The 20,571-nt window shown below is 33.7% G+C and carries 14 protein-coding genes, 6 tRNA genes and 3 rRNA genes; all 23 read left to right on the top strand.

The features are described 5' to 3' along the window. Positions 1–38 precede the first annotated feature (38 nt). The 23 genes from rpmG (JAHGCCOI_RS02400) to rplA all read left to right on the top strand — a co-directional run bounded on the left by rpmG (JAHGCCOI_RS02400) (position 39) and on the right by rplA (position 20,569). Positions 39–188, top strand: coding sequence for a 50S ribosomal protein L33 (gene rpmG, locus JAHGCCOI_RS02400; RefSeq protein WP_011160619.1), 150 nt, complete (start codon positions 39–41; stop codon positions 186–188). Positions 189–546: 358 nt separating this feature from the next. Then, a complete protein-coding gene (locus tag JAHGCCOI_RS02395; RefSeq protein WP_479491899.1) occupies positions 547–1,809 on the top strand; it encodes an aminopeptidase P family protein in 1,263 nt (420 codons plus the stop codon). 35 nt (positions 1,810–1,844) lie between these two features. After that, positions 1,845–1,918 (top strand) — tRNA-Cys (locus JAHGCCOI_RS02390). A gap of 154 nt (positions 1,919–2,072) precedes the next feature. Further along, positions 2,073–2,164 (top strand) — tRNA-Ser (locus JAHGCCOI_RS02385). A gap of 381 nt (positions 2,165–2,545) precedes the next feature. Beyond that, complete coding sequence (gene proS / locus JAHGCCOI_RS02380; RefSeq protein ID WP_479491898.1) at positions 2,546–3,970, top strand: proline--tRNA ligase; 1,425 nt, start codon at positions 2,546–2,548, stop codon at positions 3,968–3,970. Between the two features lie 226 nt (positions 3,971–4,196). Further along, positions 4,197–4,331, top strand: coding sequence for a 50S ribosomal protein L34 (rpmH, locus tag JAHGCCOI_RS02375; protein WP_024563646.1), 135 nt, complete (start codon positions 4,197–4,199; stop codon positions 4,329–4,331). Between the two features lie 180 nt (positions 4,332–4,511). Next, positions 4,512–4,859, top strand: a complete 348-nt coding sequence (gene rnpA / locus JAHGCCOI_RS02370; RefSeq protein WP_212508864.1) for a ribonuclease P protein component — start codon at positions 4,512–4,514, stop codon at positions 4,857–4,859. Between the two features lie 18 nt (positions 4,860–4,877). Further along, positions 4,878–6,455, top strand: a complete 1,578-nt coding sequence (locus tag JAHGCCOI_RS02365) for a YidC/Oxa1 family membrane protein insertase (RefSeq protein WP_479491897.1) — start codon at positions 4,878–4,880, stop codon at positions 6,453–6,455. Positions 6,456–6,847: 392 nt separating this feature from the next. Beyond that, positions 6,848–6,931 (top strand) — tRNA-Tyr (locus tag JAHGCCOI_RS02360). Positions 6,932–7,045: 114 nt separating this feature from the next. Beyond that, positions 7,046–8,578: ribosomal RNA gene (locus JAHGCCOI_RS02355) — 16S ribosomal RNA — on the top strand. 105 nt (positions 8,579–8,683) lie between these two features. After that, positions 8,684–8,760 (top strand) — tRNA-Ile (locus JAHGCCOI_RS02350). 63 nt (positions 8,761–8,823) lie between these two features. Next, positions 8,824–11,688, top strand: a 23S ribosomal RNA gene (locus JAHGCCOI_RS02345). Between the two features lie 35 nt (positions 11,689–11,723). Then, a 5S ribosomal RNA gene (gene rrf / locus JAHGCCOI_RS02340) occupies positions 11,724–11,832 on the top strand. Together the 16S, 23S and 5S rRNA genes with 4 tRNA genes alongside form the textbook arrangement of a ribosomal RNA operon. 25 nt (positions 11,833–11,857) lie before the next feature. After that, positions 11,858–11,933, top strand: a tRNA-Val gene (locus JAHGCCOI_RS02335). Positions 11,934–11,939: 6 nt separating this feature from the next. Further along, positions 11,940–12,016 (top strand) — tRNA-Asn (locus JAHGCCOI_RS02330). 301 nt (positions 12,017–12,317) lie between these two features. Further along, positions 12,318–14,465, top strand: coding sequence for a polyribonucleotide nucleotidyltransferase (locus JAHGCCOI_RS02325; RefSeq protein ID WP_479491896.1), 2,148 nt, complete (start codon positions 12,318–12,320; stop codon positions 14,463–14,465). 83 nt (positions 14,466–14,548) lie between these two features. Then, entirely contained in the window at positions 14,549–16,996 is a 2,448-nt protein-coding gene (locus tag JAHGCCOI_RS02320) for an HAD-IC family P-type ATPase (RefSeq protein WP_479491895.1), read from the top strand. A 5-nt stretch (positions 16,997–17,001) separates the two neighbouring features. Beyond that, the gene (gene rlmB, locus JAHGCCOI_RS02315) at positions 17,002–17,709 is read left to right on the top strand and encodes a 23S rRNA (guanosine(2251)-2'-O)-methyltransferase RlmB (protein ID WP_212775427.1); all 708 of its coding nucleotides are present in this window, start codon (positions 17,002–17,004) and stop codon (positions 17,707–17,709) included. A gap of 261 nt (positions 17,710–17,970) precedes the next feature. Next, on the top strand, positions 17,971–18,117 hold the full coding sequence (gene rpmG / locus JAHGCCOI_RS02310) for a 50S ribosomal protein L33 (RefSeq protein ID WP_212509008.1): 147 nt from the start codon (positions 17,971–17,973) through the stop codon (positions 18,115–18,117). Positions 18,118–18,133: 16 nt separating this feature from the next. Further along, positions 18,134–18,544, top strand: a complete 411-nt coding sequence (secE, locus tag JAHGCCOI_RS02305; protein ID WP_212775426.1) for a preprotein translocase subunit SecE — start codon at positions 18,134–18,136, stop codon at positions 18,542–18,544. 1 nt (position 18,545) lies between these two features. After that, positions 18,546–19,160 carry a transcription termination/antitermination protein NusG gene (nusG, locus tag JAHGCCOI_RS02300; protein ID WP_227807381.1) on the top strand — a complete coding sequence of 205 codons (615 nt, stop codon included), beginning with the start codon at positions 18,546–18,548 and terminating at the stop codon, positions 19,158–19,160. Positions 19,161–19,357: 197 nt separating this feature from the next. Further along, positions 19,358–19,783 (top strand): 50S ribosomal protein L11, encoded by a 426-nt coding sequence (gene rplK, locus JAHGCCOI_RS02295; protein ID WP_212509011.1) that lies wholly within the window; start codon positions 19,358–19,360, stop codon positions 19,781–19,783. A 93-nt stretch (positions 19,784–19,876) separates the two neighbouring features. Then, the gene (gene rplA / locus JAHGCCOI_RS02290; RefSeq protein WP_212509055.1) at positions 19,877–20,569 is read left to right on the top strand and encodes a 50S ribosomal protein L1; all 693 of its coding nucleotides are present in this window, start codon (positions 19,877–19,879) and stop codon (positions 20,567–20,569) included. The last annotated feature ends 2 nt before the right edge of the window (positions 20,570–20,571 follow it).

Raw genomic sequence — 20,571 nt, 5'->3', positions numbered from 1 at the left:
TAGTACTATATTGCTTAATTAGTTAGGAGAAAATTAACATGCGTGATTTAGTAAAATTAGTTTGTACAGAGTGCAAAAGAGAAAATTATCATACTGATAAAAATAAAAAAAAGACCCCAGGACGTTTAGAATTAAAAAAATACTGTCCTTTTTCTAGAACTCACACTCTACATAGAGAAAAAAAATAAAAAACAAAACAAATGTTTAATATTTAGAAAAGCAAAACTTTTAGCCAAACAAATTTTTTCAATATTTTTCCAAGAAATTCGCAAAACAAAAGTTTAAATTACTTCCCAAAATCAAATTATTTAAATGTTTTAAAAAAGAAACATTATTTTGAAAATTAAAAATTTTTGGAATTATTTCCCAAAGCAAAAGTTTAAATTACTTCCCAAAATCAAATTTTTTCAAATAAAAAGTTAAATTATTTTGCCAAGTTTTTTGCCTGCTTTTTTATTCCAATTTTTTAATATTAAACATTTTTCCGTTTTCTTTATGAACTTATTTTTTTTCATTTCTATCTTAAAAAAGGAAAATCGTGTTTTTATGTTTTTGCACAATAGAAATAATTTCATCCAAAAAATGAAACCAAACACCGCTGCTCTTTTTTATTCTGGAAAAGCAATTACTAAGAGTGGCGATCAAACTTTTCCTTTTGAAGTTGATCATAATTTTTATTATTTGACAGGAATTAACCAACTAAACACTATTTTATTGTTGGTAAAAACACCTAATTTATCTCATACTTTTTTATTTTTAGAAGAAAATAACCCTAGTAAAGCCTTGTGGGATGGAGATATTTTGAGTTTTTCTGATGCTTCTTTGATATCTCAAATTAATTTATCAAACCTCAAAAACATATTAACTTTTGAAACTTTTTTATTTCAGATGATAAATCCTTTGAGAGGTTCTTTTGTGGATTCTTTAGAAGGTTTTTATTTTGACCTATCCAAGCAAACCTTAGACCAAAAAGCAAGTTGGGCTTTAGAATATTGTCAAAAAATGACTTCTTTATATCCTTTTTTGCAAGTTTATAATAGCTCTTCTTTTTTATTTTCTTTGCGTCAAACAAAAAGCGTTTACGAACAAACCCAAATCCAAAAAACTCTGGATATCAATCATCAAGCCCTTAATTATTTATTAAAAAACTTAAAACCTGGAATGTATGAATATCAAATAGCTGCTCTTTTTCATTATTTTTTGGAAAATAACCAAACTCAAAAATCCTTTGAAACCATTGCTGCTTCAGGAAAAAATGCCTTAATTTTGCATTATAACAAACCTAACTGCCAATTAAAACCCAACGACCTTTTATTATTTGATGCTGGCGTTACTTATAATCATTATTCCTCTGATATTACTCGTTGTTATCCTGTAAGCGGACAATTTAGTTCTTTGCAAAAAGATATTTATAATTTAGTTCTTAAAGCTAACAAAGAAATCATTGCTTGGGTAAAACCGAATCACACCTTTACACAATTAAACCAATATGGCAAAGATATTTTATTGCAAGGATTAAAAGAAATGTCTTTACTTAAAGAAGGCGAAACAATCCATCAATATTGCTATCACGGATTAGGACATCACTTAGGATTAGATATTCATGATGTTTGTAATTATACAGGTGTTATTGGAACAAACAGCGTAATTACTGTCGAACCAGGTCTATATTTAAAAGATTTAGGGATTGGAGTAAGAATTGAAGACAACATTTTAATCACTCAAGAAGGGGCTGTTAATTTATCCAAACACATCCCTAAAGAAGTCAAAGACATTGAAGCTTTAATGAAACCATTTGTCACTCATTAATTTAATTATAACAAACTCGCATTAAAGCGATTTTTGGCCCTGTAGCCAAGTGGTAAGGCATGGCTCTGCAAAAGCTTGATCAACGGTTCAAATCCGTTCAGGGCCTCCATTTATTTTATTTTTTTAATCCACTTTTGGGATATTTTTTTAACACATCTCAATTACTATTTTTTTCATCCCCTCTTTTTTTATTTTTATTTTTTATATTTGCTTACATTCACCTATTTATTTTTTTATTTTGCAAATCTATACAATATAATTTAGGAGTAGTACTCAAGTGGCTATAAGAGGCGTCCCTGCTAAGGACGTAGTCCGAGAAATCGGTGCAAGGGTTCGAATCCCTTCTGCTCCGCCATTTTGAATTTATTTTTTTATCCTTTATTTTTTAATAAATATCTGGTATTTTTTTAATCAATAAAAAAACTTTTATCCCCCCCTTTTTTTATTATGGATTACCAAATTATCATCTCAACTGCAATTATTTCTTGTCATTTCCAAACTATAACAACATTATTATAAATCGAAATAAAAGAATTGTTAGATTCTTTAAAAAATAAATATTTTCAAAAGACTTTCATCTACAAGTCATCATTATGCTTTTAAATATTTATTTTTTATTATTTTTTCATGTTATAATATTTTTGCTTATAGTTTGTTCTTTCCCTGAAACCAACACAAATAACACATTAATTAAAATATTTATAATATATTATAACTAAACAAAGGTAATGCAAAAATGAAAACAATGAAACGAGTTAAAACAGTTACTGCTCGCTCATCTGATTTTGGAAAATGGTATACAGATGTTTGTCTTAAAGCTGAATTAATAGCTTATTCTGAGGCAAAAGGTTTTATTATCTATCTTCCTTATGGTTATGCTTTGTGGGAAAATATTCAAAAACATCTTAATTGTACTTTACAAAAAACAGGTCATCAAAATGTTTATTTTCCGTTAGTTTTTCCAGAAAAACTATTTCACAAAGAAAAAAATCATATTCAAGGATTTTCTCCAGAAGCAGCAATGATAACAACTACAGGCAAAAAAAACTTATCCGAAAAACTAGTGATTCGCCCTACTTCAGAAATTTTATTTTCGCAATTTTATTCTAAAACAATCACTTCTTATCGTGATTTACCTAAGTTATATAATCAATGGTGCAATGTGGTTCGCTGGGAAAAAACGACTAAACCTTTTTTAAGAGGTAAAGAGTTTTTGTGGCAAGAAGGACACACTGTGCATGCTACCGAACAAGAAGCGATGCAGCAAACTTTATCCATCCTTGATATTTATCAAAAGTTAGGCAAAAACCTTTTAGCCCTTCCTTTTGTATGTGGCAAAAAAACCGAAACAGAAAAATTTGCTGGAGCCCTCATCACTTATTCTATCGAAGCATTAATGCATGACGGACAAGCTCTTCAAGCAGGAACTTCTCATTACTTAGGTACTAATTTTGCTAAATCGTTTCAAATCCAATTTCAAGATTGCGACCATCAAAAAAAATATGTTCATCAAACATCTTGGGGTGTTTCTACACGTTTAATTGGAGCTTTAATTATGGTTCACAGCGATGATGAAGGACTAGTTTTACCGCCTTATGTTTCTCCTATGCAAATTGTAATCATTCCTTTGCAACCTCAAGATGATGCAGTAAAACAAACATCCGAAAACCTCTTTTCCATCCTTCAAAAAAACTATCGCGTTCATCTCGATCTACAAGACAAAACTGCTGGTTGGAAATTTAGTCAATATGAACTTAAAGGTGTTCCTTTGCGTATAGAAATTGGCAAACGTGGTTTAGAAAATGATGAAGTTACTATTTTTCAAAGATATAACTTCGCCAAACAAAATATCAAAACCAAAGATTTGCCATCTCAAATCCCGCAACTATTTGAAACCATCCACAATAACATGTATCAAAAAGCACTGCAACATTTAGAACAAAATCGCAAACAAGCTACCACTTATGAAGAATTTAAAACTTATCTCAAACAAGGTGGTTATGTAGCAATGAGTATTTCAGGAACTGATGCCGAATTGCAAATTAAACAAGAAACAGGAGCTACTGCCAGAGTTATTTTAGAAACTAATTTAATTACTGCTAACTGCCCTGTTACTAACAAAAAAGCCCTTCAAACTGTCTTATTTGCTAGAGCTTATTGAAATTATTTTAAAAATGATTTGTTATAAAAGCCAACCAAAAAGTTTCAACACATTTAATACTAAATCATTTCTCCAAATATTTTCTTTCTTTTTATAAACATTTTATTTTTTACATTTTTACTCCCACAACCACTATTTTTTAATTATTCAAAACTTTTAGGCTTGACATTTCATACTAAAAAAGATATAATTAAGGAAGTGTATTAAATAGAAAAGAGGTTTTTTTATGAAACGAACATATCAACCTAGTAAAATCAAAAGAAAAAGAACTCATGGTTTTAGAGCCAGAATGGCAACTGTTGGAGGATGCAAAGTTCTTGCTAGAAGAAGAGCTAAAGGACGTTTGCAACTAACAGTTTAAAATCAAACTAACTTGATTTTGATTAATTCAAACCAAAAATAAACACCGCTTTTTCGGTGTTTATTTGATAAATTTCTTTTTATTACTATTGTATCATTAATAATTGTGGAATTTATTTTTTTAAAATGGTTAATTGATGTTTTGAATATAAAAGTTAAGAATTTTAGGATTATTAAGAAGATGAAAAGAAAATATATTCTTAAAAAAGAAAGCGAAATCACCCCTGTTTTTAAATCTAAAAAAAGATACGGGAACTCCCTTTTTATTATTTATTACGTCAAACAAACTGCCTTTCCTCATTTTAAATTTGCTTTAAGTGTTGGCAAAAAATATGGTAAAGCTCACGAAAGAAATTTAATTAAACGTCGTTTAAGAGCAATTATTAGGAGTGTTTCTCCTTGCCTTAACCCCAAAATGTTTTTTGTTATTGTTATTAAAGCTCAAGCCAAAAGCCTAACTTTTCAACAATTAAAAACTTTCTTTTTGCAATTTGCTACTAAAACTCGCATATTACTTTCAAATAACTAAAATAAGGAGTTAATTAAAATGGATGTTAGAAATCATTCTTCAAAAAAAAAGTTTTTATTTTTAGCAATTTTTCTATTCGGGTTATTTTTTTGGCTCCTTACTCCTCCAAAGCGTGAAAAAATAGAAGTTTTTGACAAAGTTTTTGTTTTTAAAAGTAACGAAAAATATGAAGAATATTTTACAAATAAAGATCCTTCTAAATTAAATGAATGTGCTGATATTTTTGTGGTTTATGTTATCAATAACAAAAAGAAAGAAATTCAAATAGCTATGCAAGACGAATTTAAAGGTATGTTAAATAAAAAAAATCAAGCAAAATATTTTTTTGGTTTAATGAAAAAACCAGATCCTGAAGTAGAAGATGTTTCTAATTTTGATCCTTCTAAATTAAATCAAAAAGAATATTTTTTAACTTTTAAACCAGATGCTGATGTTTTTAAAAATAAAAAAGATAAAGAAAAAACCGAATTCAAAAATAAATTAATGAAGGATTTTTTAACAGTTTCTGCAGGCACTAATGATGATTATATTCAAAACAATAAATATCAAAAAAAAGAATTAAAAGATGCATTAGAATTTAGAACACATGTAACTAAAACCCCTCTTTCTTTAGAAAATATAAAATTAGATTTTGACAAAGATCATTATGCAGAAAATATCAAAAACACTTCCAATAATGATTCATCTAACATTGATATTAAATTTACAAACAACAATAACTACCATTTAATATCTAGAAAACTTTTTATAACTAATTCTTCAGTTCCAATTCAACTTCCTTCTAGACTGGAATGGAGCCTGTTTGGTTATTTTTGGAATGTTTTAATAATTTCAATTGGCTCTTTTTTATATTTTTTCTCAACTTTCTTAGTTTCTGGTGCTTCTGGTATGTTTTTTGGCAACTTAGGGTTAGGAATTGTTTTAGCTACTATTTTCATCCGTACTTTAACTTGGCCTATTTATACTAAAACAAGTACTTTGAGTATGAATATGAGTTTAATTCAGCCCGAAATTGAAAAAGTAAAGCAAAAATATGCTCTCAAAAAAGATCCTGCCTCAGCTCAAAAAATGCAGTTAGAAATTTTAAAAGTTTATCGCAAAAATAATTTTTCTTTTTGGGGCTTTTTATTGTCTTTCTTGCAACTTCCCTTATTTATTGCAATTAATCAAACCTTAAGTCGCTTTATTATTCCTGGAGGTATTTTTGCAACTGATAAATTAATTGAAAAGCCCTTTTTAGGATTCATTAATTTAAACCCTTCTAATCCCAATAATGCTTTTGTTATCTTTTTGCTTTCTTTTTTAGTGGGAGCAACGATGTTTATTTTGAATAAAATTAGTTTTAAAAAACCAGATTATTTAAAAACCCCTTCTTATCATTTGACTTCAGAACAAAAACAAAAAGCTAAACAATCAGAAAAAAGTATGAAAATTATGAGTGTTGTTATGATTTTAATGATGGTATTTTTCTCGCGTTCTAACCCAATATTGTCTTTATATTGGATTGTTGGAAACACCTATACTATTTTCCAAACTTTGCTCACTAGAAAAAAGATGCAACAAAAATATTTTGCATTAAAACAAAACGCTTTATAAAAACTTTTTCCTTCATCAATACTTGCAACAATTCAAAAATCAAACTAAGTAAAAAACAAACAAAACTTTTATATTTTTTTCTGCAGTTCTTAATTTTCATCCTTATATAAAAACCTTTTATAAAGGGTTTGCAAAATAATTTTTAAAAAACATTTTTTGGAAAGCAACATATTTAGTTAGGATAATTTCTTCATAAATATATTTTTTATTTTGCAAAAAAAATATTTCAAACACCATTATCCAATTCCAAAATATCTTTTTCCAAACCCCAAATTCCTATCAAAAATAACAACCCAAATTAAAATTTAAAAAAAATCAAAAAAGCTTGCTTTTCATTTTTATATGTGCTATAATATCTAAGGTAAATAAATTTGAAATTGTTAAGCAATTTCGGAGGGATAGCGAAGTGGCTAAACGCAGCAGTCTGTAAAACTGTTCCGTAAGGTACGGTGGTTCGAATCCACCTCCCTTCACCATTAATTTTTTTAATCTTTGAAAACTGAAGATGATAATTAACTAATATTTTTAATTATTTTTTAACACCTTAAAATTGACACCAAAAAGCAATTTTTGATGCATCAATTTTGTAACATACGAAGAGTTTGATCCTGGCTCAGGATTAACGCTGGCGGCGTGCCTAATACATGCAAGTCGAACGGAAGTTTAAGCAATTAAACTTTAGTGGCGAACGGGTGAGTAACGCGTAAGCAATCTGCCCCTAAGACGAGGATAACAGTTGGAAACGACTGCTAAGACTGGATAGGAGACAAGAAGGCATCTTCTTGTTTTTAAAAGACCTAGCAATAGGTATGCTTAGGGAGGAGCTTGCGTCACATTAGTTAGTTGGTGGGGTAAAGGCCTACCAAGACTATGATGTGTAGCCGGGCTGAGAGGTTGAACGGCCACATTGGGACTGAGACACGGCCCAAACTCCTACGGGAGGCAGCAGTAGGGAATTTTCGGCAATGGAGGAAACTCTGACCGAGCAACGCCGCGTGAACGATGAAGTATTTCGGTACGTAAAGTTCTTTTATTAGGGAAGAATAAATGATGGAAAAATCATTCTGACGGTACCTAATGAATAAGCCCCGGCTAACTATGTGCCAGCAGCCGCGGTAATACATAGGGGGCAAGCGTTATCCGGAATTATTGGGCGTAAAGGGTGCGTAGGCGGTTAAATAAGTTTATGGTCTAAGTGCAATGCTCAACATTGTGATGCTATAAAAACTGTTTAGCTAGAGTAAGATAGAGGCAAGTGGAATTCCATGTGTAGTGGTAAAATGCGTAAATATATGGAGGAACACCAGTAGCGAAGGCGGCTTGCTGGGTCTTTACTGACGCTGAGGCACGAAAGCGTGGGGAGCAAACAGGATTAGATACCCTGGTAGTCCACGCCGTAAACGATGAGTACTAAACGTTGGGTAAAACCAGTGTTGAAGTTAACACATTAAGTACTCCGCCTGAGTAGTACGTACGCAAGTATGAAACTTAAAGGAATTGACGGGACTCCGCACAAGCGGTGGATCATGTTGTTTAATTCGAAGGTACCCGAAAAACCTCACCAGGTCTTGACATGCTTCTGCAAAGCTGTAGAAACACAGTGGAGGTTATCAGTTGCACAGGTGGTGCATGGTTGTCGTCAGCTCGTGTCGTGAGATGTTGGGTTAAGTCCCGCAACGAGCGCAACCCTTATTGTTAGTTACCAGCACGTAATGGTGGGGACTTTAGCAAGACTGCCAGTGATAAATTGGAGGAAGGTGGGGACGACGTCAAATCATCATGCCCCTTATGACCTGGGCTACAAACGTGATACAATGGCTGTTACAAAGGGTAGCTGAAGCGCAAGTTTTTGGCGAATCTCAAAAAAACAGTCTCAGTTCGGATTGAAGTCTGCAACTCGACTTCATGAAGTTGGAATCGCTAGTAATCGCGAATCAGCATGTCGCGGTGAATACGTTCTCGGGGTTTGTACACACCGCCCGTCAAACCACGAAAGTTGGCAATACCCAAAGCCGGTGGCCTAACTTCGCAAGAAGAGGGAACCGTCTAAGGTAGGGTCGATGATTGGGGTTAAGTCGTAACAAGGTATCCCTACCGGAAGGTGGGGATGGATCACCTCCTTTCTAAGGAAACAATTATCATCTTCAGTTTTGAGAGACTTAAGAAAGTTTTTCATTGTAACTTGCTTGCAAATTGTATTTGCAACATTTTAATCTTTTTAAGATTAAGGGCCTATAGCTCAGTTGGTTAGAGCACACGCCTGATAAGCGTGAGGTCGGTGGTTCAAGTCCATTTAGGCCCACCATAACCACAAATAGGCAAAATCTTAAAAAAGCTCTTTGAAAAGTAGATAAACGAAGGTTAAAAAATCAAAGGAACTAAGGGCGCACAGTGGATGCCTTGGCACTAAGAGCCGATGAAGGACGCAATTAACGGCGAAACGCCACGGGAAGCTGTAAATAAGTGAAGATCCGTGGGTCTCCGAATGGGAAAACCCATTACATTGAAGATGTAATATTCTTCTAATACGATTTATCTTGTTAGAAGAAAGGAAACGCGGCGAACTGAAATATCTAAGTAACCGCAGGAAAAGAAAGTAATAACGATTCTGGTAGTAGTGACGAGCGAACCCGGAACAGCCTGATACCATTTCTAGTTACAAAATTTTAACGAAGTAGAAGCTTTTGGAAAGAAGCACCAAAGAAGGTGACAGTCCCGTAAACGTAAGTTAAAATCTAGGGTATCAATAAGTACGGCGAGACACGAGAAATCTTGTCGGAAGATGGGAGGACCATCTCCTAAGGCTAAATATTTCTTAGTGACCGATAGTGAACTAGTACCGTGAGGGAAAGGTGAAAAGAACCCCGAAAGGGGAGTGAAATAGATCCTGAAACTGTGTGCCTACAATTAGTCAAAGCACGTTAATGTGTGATGGCTTGCCTTTTGCAGAATGAACCGGCGAGTTATGATATGGAGCAAGGTTAAGTTTTAAGGAACGGAGCCGTAGCGAAAGCGAGTCTTAATAGGGCGTTTAGTTGCATGTCATAGACCCGAAACTGAAGTGAGCTAGCCATGAGCAGGTTGAAGTTTAGGTAAAACTAAATGGAGGACCGAACCAGGACACGTTGAAAAGTGTTTGGATGACTTGTGGCTAGGGGTGAAATTCCAATCGAACTCAGAGATAGCTGGTTCTCCCCGAAATAGCTTTAGGGCTAGCGTTGATTTAGTAATTTGGTGAAGGTAGAGCACTGAATGAGTAAGGGCTCCACCTCGGGGTACCGAACTCAATCAAACTCCGAATGTTACCAATTAAAATCAGCAGTCAGACTGTGGGTGATAAGGTCCATGGTCAAAAGGGAAAGAGCCCAGACCGTCAGCTAAGGTCCCAAAATTGATGTTAAGTGGCAAAGGAAGTGAAGACGTTTAAACAACTAGGAGGTTGGCTTAGAAGCAGCCATCCTTTAAAGAGTGCGTAATAGCTCACTAGTCGAATGACTCTGCGCCGAAAATGTACCGGGGCTAAAACATCATACCGAAGCTACGGATTCAAATAACTAAGAAGTTATTTGAATGGTAGGGGAAGCGTTCTGACATCAGTGAAGCCATAGCGGAAGCAGTGGTGGAGAGGTCAGAAGTGAGAATGCCGGTGTAAGTAACGAAAAGATAGGTGAGAATCCTATCCGTCAAAAACCCAAGGTTTCCAGGGCCAGGTTCGTCCTCCCTGGGTTAGTCGGGTCCTAAGGTGAGGGAGAAATCCGTAATCGATGGCAAGCAGGCTGAGATTCCTGCACTAGTTAATCAACTGACGGAGGGACAAAGCAGGCTAAACACGCCCCTTATTGGATTGGGGTATAAAAACTAAGTCTGAGAAAACAGGCAAATCCGTTTTCTCATTTAAAGACAAGGTTTGAAAGTAAAGTGATTGATGTCATACTTTCAAGAAAAGCTTCTAGGGCTAATTGATTAACTACCCGTACCGCAAACCGACACAGGTGGGTAGGTAGAGTATACTAAGACGCGCGAGCAAACTCTTGTTAAGGAACTCGGCAAAATTACTCCGTAACTTAGGGATAAGGAGAGCTTTTATTAAAACTAAAAGCCGCAGAGAATAGGCCCAAGCGACTGTTTATCAAAAACATAGGTCTCTGCTAAACCGCAAGGTGATGTATAGGGGCTGATGCCTGCCCGGTGCTGGAAGATTAAAAGGAGATGTCAGGCAACGAAGCATTGAATTGAAGTCCCAGTAAACGGCGGCCGTAACTATAACGGTCCTAAGGTAGCGAAATTCCTTGTCGGGTAAGTTCCGACCCGCACGAAAGGCATAACGATTTGGGCGCTGTCTCAACAAGAGCCTCGGTGAAATCAAATTACCGGTGAAAATGCCGGTTACCCGCGACAGGACGAAAAGACCCCATGGAGCTTTACTGCAACTTAATATTGAAATTGGAAATAAGATGTACAGGATAGGTGGGAAACTGTGAGAGAAAAACGCTAGTTTTTCTGGAGTTATCCTTGGGATACCACCCTTGTTATTTTTAGTTTCTAACCTGCACATGTGTAATGTGAGGGACAGTGTTTGGTGGGCAGTTTGACTGGGGCGGTCGCCTCCTAAAGAGTAACGGAGGCGTTCGAAGGTTCCCTCAAAATGGTTGGAAATCATTTGTAGAGCATAAAGGCACAAGGGAGCTTGACTGCAAGACTTACAAGTCGAGCAGGGACGAAAGTCGGACTTAGTGATCTTACGGTACCGAATGGAAGGGCCGTGACTCAACGGATAAAAGCTACCCTGGGGATAACAGGCTTATCGCTTCCAAGCGTTCACAGCGACGAAGCGGTTTGGCACCTCGATGTCGGCTCATCGCATCCTGGAGCTGGAGAAGGTTCCAAGGGTTGGGCTGTTCGCCCATTAAAGCGGAACGCGAGCTGGGTTCAGAACGTCGTGAGACAGTTCGGTCTCTATCCGTCGTGGGCGTTGGAAATTTGAAAGGAACTGTCCCTAGTATGAGAAGACCGGGATGGATATACCGCTGGTGTTTCAGTTGGTTCGCCAGAGCCACAGCTGAGTAGCTATGTATAGAAGGGATAAACACTGAAAGCATCTAAGTGTGAAGCCTCCCTTAAGATGAGATTTCCCTATGAGGTCCCTGAAAGACTATCAGGTTGATAGGCTAGAGGTGTAAGAAGAGTGATCTTTTCAGCTGACTAGTACTAATAGACCCATTGACTTTGATTTTTTAAATACCAACGTTTATCTAGTTTTGAAAGATCCTTGGTGCATAAAACTAAGGGGCAACACCTGTTCCCATCCCGAACACAGCAGTTAAGTCCTTAGTACTGACAATAGTTCTTTATTGAGCGAAGATAGGGAGTGCCAAGGTTTGCTTTATAAAAAAGAATAAAAAAGAGGATTAGCTCAGTTGGGAGAGCGTCTGCCTTACAAGCAGAATGTCGGGGGTTCAAGTCCCTCATCCTCTACCAAAAACTGCCTACGTAGCTCAGTTGGTTAGAGCATCTGACTGTTAATCAGAGGGTCCTAGGTTCGAGTCCTAGCGTGGGCGCCATCTTTTTTGTGTTTTTTCTTTTGTCCTTGAAACCCATTTTTAAATTAGTATTTTCTAATTTATTAAGTCAATTTTACAATCAATGATTGGCTTATTTTTTTAACAAAATTCTCTTTTTTTTTTAAGAAAATAATTTTAAATTGATTTTTTATAAATATCACTTAAAATTAAAATAATTATCTAATTATTAAGCTAGTTTGTTGAAATCAATTCAAACTCTAGCTTTTTATTTTTATATATTTTTTTTATCACATCCAAAATTCCCCCAACCCCAACCCAGTTACTTAAAGGAGTATCTCAAGTGTTAAAAAAAGTTTTTGAAACTACTAATTTAAAAGATTCTTTTCAAGTCGAAATAGGAACTTACGCCAGAAACGTTGATGCTTCCATTTTAGTACGATACCAAGATACAGTGGTTCTTACAACTACTGTTTTTAGTCGCAAACCCAATAATCTTGATTTTTTACCTCTTACTGTTATTTATCAAGAAAAATTATATGCTGCTGGAAAAATTCCTGGCAGTTTTTTACGCCGAGAAGGACGTTCCAACGATCACGAAATCCTCACTTCACGCCTCATCGACCGTTCTTTACGCCCCCTATTCCCTGATTATTTTCAACAAGAAGTGCAAGTAATTAATACAGTTTTAAGCCTAGACCCTGATTTTAAAAGCGAGCTTGCCTCCATGCTTGGAAGCTCTCTTTCTCTATTGATTTCTGAAATCCCCCTTTTTGAAGCTATTTCCGGAGTTTATGTAGGAAAAATCAACGACAAGTTTATCATCAATCCCACTTTGCAACAACTTGCCAATTCTACTCTACATTTGATGGTTGCAGGTACCAAACACAACGTTACTATGATAGAAGCACACGCCAATGAAGTTAGCGAACAAGACTTTTTAGAAGCCATTAATTTTGCTCACCAATATATTAAAAAACTGTGCTTATTTCAAGAAAATATCAAGCAACAATTTGCACCTGCTAAAATAACAAACACTTTGCACCAAACCGAACAACCCCAACAACAAACCTTTTTTGCCAAACACCAATCCCAAGTTAAACAAGCTATTTTAAGTTGCAACAGCAAAAACGATTTACAGCAATTAAAAGAACAAATCCTAGATCAAGCCAAACAAACTCCTTTTTTCAAAACTATTGACACTACCACTGTTTTTGATTACGAAGCCCACAAAAAACATTTACAAACAACAGAAACTCTATTTCAAAAATTATCCAAACAAGAAACACGTTCTTTAATTTTGCAAGAAAAAATAAGACCAGATAAAAGAGGATTAGAAGAAATAAGAACTCTTGAATCTCAAATTGATTTGTTGCCCCGCGCTCATGGTTCTGCTTTGTTTACTAGAGGACAAACCCAAAGCCTTGCTGCAGTGACCTTAGGATGTTTATCAGAAAGCAAAATTATTGACGGTCTAAGCGACGAACAAAATAAACGTTTTATGCTTCATTACAACTTTCCTCCTTTTTCAGTTGGTGCAGTTGGTCGTTATACTGCCCCTAGTAGACGAGAAATCGGACACGGCACTCTTGCCGAAAAAGCCATATCTCAAGTTTTGCCCGAAGAAAAAGACTTCCCCTACACTATTAGAGTAGTTTCTGAAATTCTAGAATCTAACGGCTCTTCTTCTCAAGCCACTGTTTGTGCTTCTTCTTTGGCATTAATGGCATCAGGAGTTCCTTTAAAAAAAGCAGTTGCAGGAATGTCAGTAGGATTAGTTTTTGACCAAGCAACGAATAAATACGTTATTTTAAGCGATATCCAAGGTTTAGAAGACCACGTTGGAGACATGGATTTAAAAATCGCAGGCACCAATAAAGGAATTACTGCTTTACAAATGGATCTTAAAATTCAAGGAATCCCTTTTAAAATTTTGCAAGAAGCTTTTTTGCAAGCCAAAAAAGGACGCCTTCATATTTTAGAACACATGAGCCAAACAATTTCTCAACCTCGTTTAGAAGTTTCGAAGTACGCCCCTAAAGTTTGTATGATGCAAATCAAACCAGAAAAAATTCGTGATATTATTGGAAGTGGTGGCAAAATCATCAATCAAATTATTGAATCTCATGATGGTGTAAAAATCGATATTGAACAAGACGGACGCGTTTTTTTAATGCATTCCAACTTAGAAACAGTCAAAAAAACAGTCGCTTTTATTGAAAGTTTAATCCAAGAAATTCAAATAGGCACTTGTTATCAAGCCTCTATTTTGCGTTTTTTAAGTGACAAACAAGGAAAAATGATTGGAGCTGTGGCACAAGTTTGTCCAGGAATCGAAGGACTTATCCACGTTAATCAAATGAAATTTCAAAAAATCACCGATGTTTTAAAAATAGGTGAAACAGTTTCGGTTAAATGCACCAAAATCAACGACCGCGGAAGAATTGATTTTTTGCTTTTGCCCAAAAATACACAAGAAAAAAACTCTTAGTTTGGCTTTCAAAAATTATTACCAATACCCATTAATTTATAAAAAAATACCGATATCATTTAAGAAAAGTGTGGTGTTTGTGCATGAATGAATCTTTAAATAATCCCAATATCGCAACAAAACAAAACTTTACAGGACTAACTAACAAGCAAGTAGAACAAAAAAAAACTGCGGGTCAAGTTAATGTTTCTAACTATAAAAATTCTAAAAGTATTAAAGATATTTTATTTAGTAATTTATTTAATTATCTTAATTTGTTGATTTTAATTGTAGCATTAATCATTATTTTCATAGAACAATATGAACATTTATTTTTTTTAGTAGTTTCTTTAACCAATGTTTTTATTAGTGTTATTCAAGAAATTAAAGCTAAAATAACTCTTGACAAAGTATCTTTGTTGATAAAAAACCATTCTCAAGTAATAAGAAATAGTCAAAAAGAAAAGGTTTTTGCTTCTGATTTAGTTTTGGGAGATCTTTTATTTTTGGAAGCAGGAGAACAAATTGCAGCTGATGCCAAGGTAAAATCGGGTGTTTTAGAAGTTAACGAATCACTTTTAACTGGTGAATCTAAATTAGTTATCAAAAAAGAAAATGATTTTTTATACTCTGGTAGCTACGTGGTATCAGGTCAAAGTTATGCCGAAATTGTAGCTGTAGGAAGTGATATGTATATTGAAAAAGTTTCCCAAGAAGCTAAAAAATACAAAAAACCGACCACTCCTTTAATGCAAAACTTATCTTCGTTAATCAAAACAATCATTATTTTCGTCACACTTTTTGCTATTATTTTAGCTTTTTTTGCTTTTAATAAAGAAAATAATAAAATATCAGGTTTCAGGCAAAATTCCTTACTAGGTTTGTGTGGCATGATGATAGCAATGCTTCCTTTGGGACTTTTTTTGCTGACTAACATTTCTTTGGCAGTAGGTTTTGTACGTTTAGCAAAACAAAAAACTTATGCCCAAAATCTATTTGGAATCGAAATGTTAGCTCAAATAAACACTTTATGCCTCGACAAAACAGGAACTATTACTGATGGCACTATGCAAGTTAAAAAAGTCATTCCTTATCACCCTAAAGAACTTGATTTTACTAAATTAATGAACTCTTTTTTATCTGCTTGCCCCACTTCTAATAGTACTTATAATGCTTTAATAAACAAATTTAGCCCCAATACTTTTCCTACTTCAACTCCTTATCAACCCTCCCAAAATCTTCCTTTGTCCAGCACAAGAAAATATAGTGCAGTTGAATTTAACAATTTAGGAACCATTTTTTTGGGGGCTCCTGAATTCATTTTAAAAAACAATTTTAACCTTATTCAAAAAGATTTTGAAACTTACACTAAATCAGGTTATCGAGTGCTTTTATTAGCCAAAAGCCCTGAGCCTTGTATTTCTCAAATAACTTGTAAAAACCAAAAATTACACGACATCCCATGCATTCCTTTAGCTTTAATTATCATCAAAGATACTATTAAAAAAGACGCAGTTACTACCATTGATTTTTTCCAGAAAAATGGCGTTTGTGTTAAAGTAATTTCTGGTGATAATCATGTGGCAGTTTCTCAAATAGCTCAAAGAGTAGGTATTATTGATGCTTATAAAACCATCAGTTTAGAAGGACTTTCTGACCAAGAAGTTATCCAAATAGCTACTAAATATAATGTTTTTGGAAGAACTTCGCCCCAACAAAAAAAAATCTTAATCCAAACTTTTAAACAAGCAGGACAAAAAGTTGCCATGACAGGCGATGGTGTAAACGATATTTTAGCCCTAAAAGAAGCCGATCTTTCCATTGCGATGGCATCAGGCAGCCAAGCTACTTGTAATATTGCTAATTTAGTTTTGATGGATTCTAATTTTTCTTCCATGCCTAAAGTAGTTTTTGAAGGCAGAAGAATTATTAACAATTTAGATAAAATCTCTATTTTGTTTTTTACCAAAACTATTATTGCTTTTATGCTTGCAGTTGCTGTTATTTTATTTAATTTTTTAAGGCGTCCTTGCTACTATCCATTATCACCTTTGAAATTACAATTTGTCATGGATTATTGGTCAATTGGCATTCCTTCGCTTTTTTTATCTTTTGAAAAAAACAACGAAATTATCAGCAAAAACTTTTTACTTAATAATCTCAAAAAAGCCTTTCCCTATGCAAGTCTAGCTTTTATTAGTTATGTCTTAACTTTTGGTGTGCGAATTGGTTTTGTATCAACCCAAACTCCCGATTTCAAACAATTAGAAACAGTTTCTAATTTTGTTATTTTGCTTTCCACCTTCATTTTATTTACTGTTTTATTTAGAATTTCTCAACCTTTAAATCTAGCTAAATTACTTTTATTTGTAGCAATGTTAATAGGATTTATGACAGCTTCATTTATTTTGGATGTTTTTGAAGAAATATTTCAATTCGATAAACTTGAAAAAGTTTTATTAGTTTTAATCATCATTTTATCCCTTGTCATAACCCAAATCTCCCAAAAACCCCATCCAACAAAAACTACAAAATCGAAAGAAAACAAATAATTAATATGATTATTTACGGAAAAAACCCCATCAAAGAAGCAATTAAAGCGCAGAGAAAAATTTATCAACTATATTTAGATGAAAAAATTAAAGACCATCTTTTTATAATGTTTTTGAAAAAACACAATATTGCTTATCAATTAGTTGACAAAAAGTTTTTATATGATCTAACCAAACAAAAAACCCATCAAGGAGTCGCTGCCAATGTTTGTGACTACACTTTTTACGACTTAGACACTTATTTAGATTCTGCCAAATTCCAAAAATTCTTAATTTTAGACGCCATTAATGACCCTCATAACTTAGGAGCCATTTTAAGAACTGTTGAAGCTTGTGCTTTGGATGGTGTTATTATGAGTAAAAAACATCAAGCCCCACTCAATTCCACAGTTGCCAAAATTTCTTGTGGTGCCTTGGAATACACTAAAGTTTTTTTAGTTACTAATTTGCATCAAACCATTTTAAAACTAAAAAAAAATCAAGTTTTAATCGTTGGTACTGATAGCAATTCTTCCCAATCTTTTCACCAAATCCCTAAAAACAGTTCTTTGGCTATTATTGTTGGCAACGAAGGAATAGGCATTAGACATTTATTAAAACAGCAATGTGATTTGTTGGTTAAAATTCCTATGTATGGAAAAATCAATTCTTTAAATGTAAGTGTTGCTGCTGCATTAATGATCTACTCCACTTTTATTTTTGGCGATAATTAACCCTTGCCTCCTCCAAAAAACAAACTAATCAATAGCTTTTTTAAGCAGCTAATCATTTATCTAATTTGGGTTACTGTTAGTTTTCTTACCATCTTTCATCCAACATTCTAAATATTTTCTCCCCGGGATATTTTTTTGCACAAAGCAATTTTTATATTTTATTTTTTGCACAAAAACACTGATTTATGATATAATAAAAAAAGATGTTTTGAAAATAAATTAATGTTTTTTCAACTTTCTAACATAAAAGGAGCTATTTTTTTGAAAAAAAATATTTTAGTTTGTGTTTTGTGTCTAAACCGCAATTACAACACCAAACCACGAGCCAATCCAAACTCAAAACGTTTAACTTTAAAAAAATATTGCTCTTATTGCAACAAACACACTTTGCATCAAGAAACTAAGTAAAGGAGTTTTTAACTTTATGGGAATTAAAATAGTAAGCGAAAACAAACCAAATCAGTTATTAGAAGTAATCAAAAGAGAATATAGTTGGCTCAATATTTTACTCATTACCACTTCTATTTTGTCTCTTGCTCTTTGTGGGCAATTATGGCAACAAAAACAGTTTGAAACTATGCATTGGGCATTGCCTTGTGCTTTAGTTCTTTTGAGTGTTTTTATTTTTGCGATAGGTTCATTTGCTTTTTTCAAAGATGCATTTTTGCAAATTTGTAACATTAGTTGGCCTTCCTTAAAACAAATTTTGTTTAAAACATTACAAGTTATTTTTTTCACATTGTTCTTAATCCTTTTTGTTCATGCCATAGATTCTTATGTTATTGGCAAATTAACCCAATTTTGTGTCAAAATCAAAAATTTGTTGAGCAAATAAAATGAATAAAACAGAAAAAAAAATAAAAGAGACACAAGCGCAAGAACAACAAGATCAAGAAAAAGACTCCCAAAATACATGTCACCTTAAATGGTATATTGCTCAAACTTATTCAGGTTATGAAAATGTTGTAAAAGACGATTTGTTAAGAAGAGTCGAAAGCATTGGCATAGGTGATTTAGTATCTAATGTTTTGTCTCCCAAAGAAGCATATTATGAAACTCGTTTGGATGGAAAAAAGGTTAAAAAAGAGCGTAAAATGTACCCTGGGTACGTTTTTATTCAAATGATGATTACTGACCGATCTTGGTTTGTTGTCAGAAACACTCCGCGAATTACTGGTTTTTTAGGTTCCAGAGGGATGGGTTCTAAACCAGTTCCTTTATCTGAAAACGAAATCAATCCTGTTTTATTAAAAATGGGCATCATCAATAAACCCGATTATAAAAATTTTATCGGCAAAAAAGTAGAAATTATTTCTGGTTCTTTTTCGGGTCAAATAGGGCAAGTATCAAGTATTGATGACGACCGTGAAAAAATGACAGTGGAAGTAGATTTGTTTGGTAGAGCAACTCCAGTAGATATTTCTTTCAACGACTTCAAAGAAATATCTTAATTTTTTCATAATTTCTAACATTTTTTTATCAAATATTTAAAATTTATGTTAAAATAAGTTGTCTAAAAAATTTTATCATATTTTTTTATGTGACAATATCAACAATATTCCAAATTTAATGAAACGCAAACAAAGAATAAACAACTCAAATTATCAAGTTTTTTATTTCAAGTCCTCGTTCCAAAGAAAGGTTTTTTATGGCTAAAAAAGTTGTTAAAACGGTAAAATTACAAATTCCTGCAGGAAAAGCTAATCCAGCTCCTCCAGTAGGACCTGCTTTAGGGCAAGCCCAAGTTAATATTCCTGCTTTTTGTTCCCAATTTAACGAAACAACTAAAGATCAAATGGGTTTCGTTATCCCTGTTATCATTTCTGTTTATGAGGACAGAACATTTGCTTTTGTAACTAAAACTCCTCCAGCAAGTGATCTTTTAAAAAAAGCTGCTAAAATTGAATCTGGTTCTGCTAATGCAAGTCAAACCAAAGTAGCTACTATCAGCCACAAACAAGTAGAAGAAATCGCCAATTTAAAGCTTCCAGACCTAAATGCTTATTGCGTTGAAAAAGCTTGCAAAATCATTGAAGGCACAGCTCGTAATATGGGAATTTTAGTAAAAGATTAAAATATTAAAATAGTTTTTACCCCAATTATTCAAATTTCAAATTAAAAAAATTTCTAAAAAATGTCAAGTTGTTTTGAGAAAGGAATTACTGCGATGAAACGAGGCAAAAAATATTTAGCATCATTACAAATGTTTGATGTTAAAAAAACATATCCGCTTCAAGAAGCTATTAGCTTAGCTAAACAAACTCAAGTTGCTAAATTTGATGCTGCGGTAGAATGTGCTTTTCATCTAAATTTAGATCCTAAAAAAGTTGATCAAAATTTAAGAGGAGCCTTAGTTTTACCACATGGCACTGGTAAAGTCTTAAAAGTAGCAGTTCTTGCTAAAGGAGAACAAGCTAAACAAGCACAAGAAGCCCAAGCAGATTACGTAGGCGACCAAGATTTAATTGATAAAATTGCCAAAAACTGGTTTGATTTTGATGTCTTAGTTGCTACTCCCGAAATGATGCCGCAATTAAGTAAATTAGGGCGTCTTTTAGGACCCAAAGGACTAATGCCTAATCCTAAAACAGGTACTGCAACAAATGATGTTTTACAAGCAGTCAAAGAAATTAAAAATGGTAAAATTGAATACCGCCTAGACAAAAGCGGGAATATTCACGCCATATTAGGTAAGGTTTCTTTTGATGAGACAAAATTACTAGAAAACTTAAAAACTTTATATCTTCAATTAATGGCTGTTAAACCTCGTACAGTGAAAGGCACTTACATTAAAAGTGTTACTATTTCAACTACGATGGCACCAGGTATTAAAATTGACCCTGTTACAATTTCGCAATAATC

The sequence above is a fragment of the Mulberry dwarf phytoplasma genome (assembly GCF_056504655.1).
Note: the sequence above shows the minus strand (reverse complement) of the source record. Positions and strands in the feature narration are given on the sequence as shown.

Excerpts from the sequence above, each read along its gene's own strand:
- proS (WP_479491898.1), top strand. The coding sequence starts at position 2,546 with ATGAAAACAATGAAACGAGTTAAAACAGTTACTGCTCGCTCATCTGAT.
- nusG (WP_227807381.1), top strand. The coding sequence starts at position 18,546 with ATGAATAAAACAGAAAAAAAAATAAAAGAGACACAAGCGCAAGAACAA.
- rlmB (WP_212775427.1), top strand. The coding sequence starts at position 17,002 with ATGATTATTTACGGAAAAAACCCCATCAAAGAAGCAATTAAAGCGCAG.
- rpmG (WP_011160619.1), top strand. The coding sequence starts at position 39 with ATGCGTGATTTAGTAAAATTAGTTTGTACAGAGTGCAAAAGAGAAAAT.
- JAHGCCOI_RS02395 (WP_479491899.1), top strand. The coding sequence starts at position 547 with ATGTTTTTGCACAATAGAAATAATTTCATCCAAAAAATGAAACCAAAC.
- JAHGCCOI_RS02365 (WP_479491897.1), top strand. The coding sequence starts at position 4,878 with ATGGATGTTAGAAATCATTCTTCAAAAAAAAAGTTTTTATTTTTAGCA.
- JAHGCCOI_RS02320 (WP_479491895.1), top strand. The coding sequence starts at position 14,549 with ATGAATGAATCTTTAAATAATCCCAATATCGCAACAAAACAAAACTTT.
- rnpA (WP_212508864.1), top strand. The coding sequence starts at position 4,512 with ATGAAAAGAAAATATATTCTTAAAAAAGAAAGCGAAATCACCCCTGTT.
- rpmH (WP_024563646.1), top strand. The coding sequence starts at position 4,197 with ATGAAACGAACATATCAACCTAGTAAAATCAAAAGAAAAAGAACTCAT.
- rplA (WP_212509055.1), top strand. The coding sequence starts at position 19,877 with ATGAAACGAGGCAAAAAATATTTAGCATCATTACAAATGTTTGATGTT.
- secE (WP_212775426.1), top strand. The coding sequence starts at position 18,134 with ATGGGAATTAAAATAGTAAGCGAAAACAAACCAAATCAGTTATTAGAA.
- rplK (WP_212509011.1), top strand. The coding sequence starts at position 19,358 with ATGGCTAAAAAAGTTGTTAAAACGGTAAAATTACAAATTCCTGCAGGA.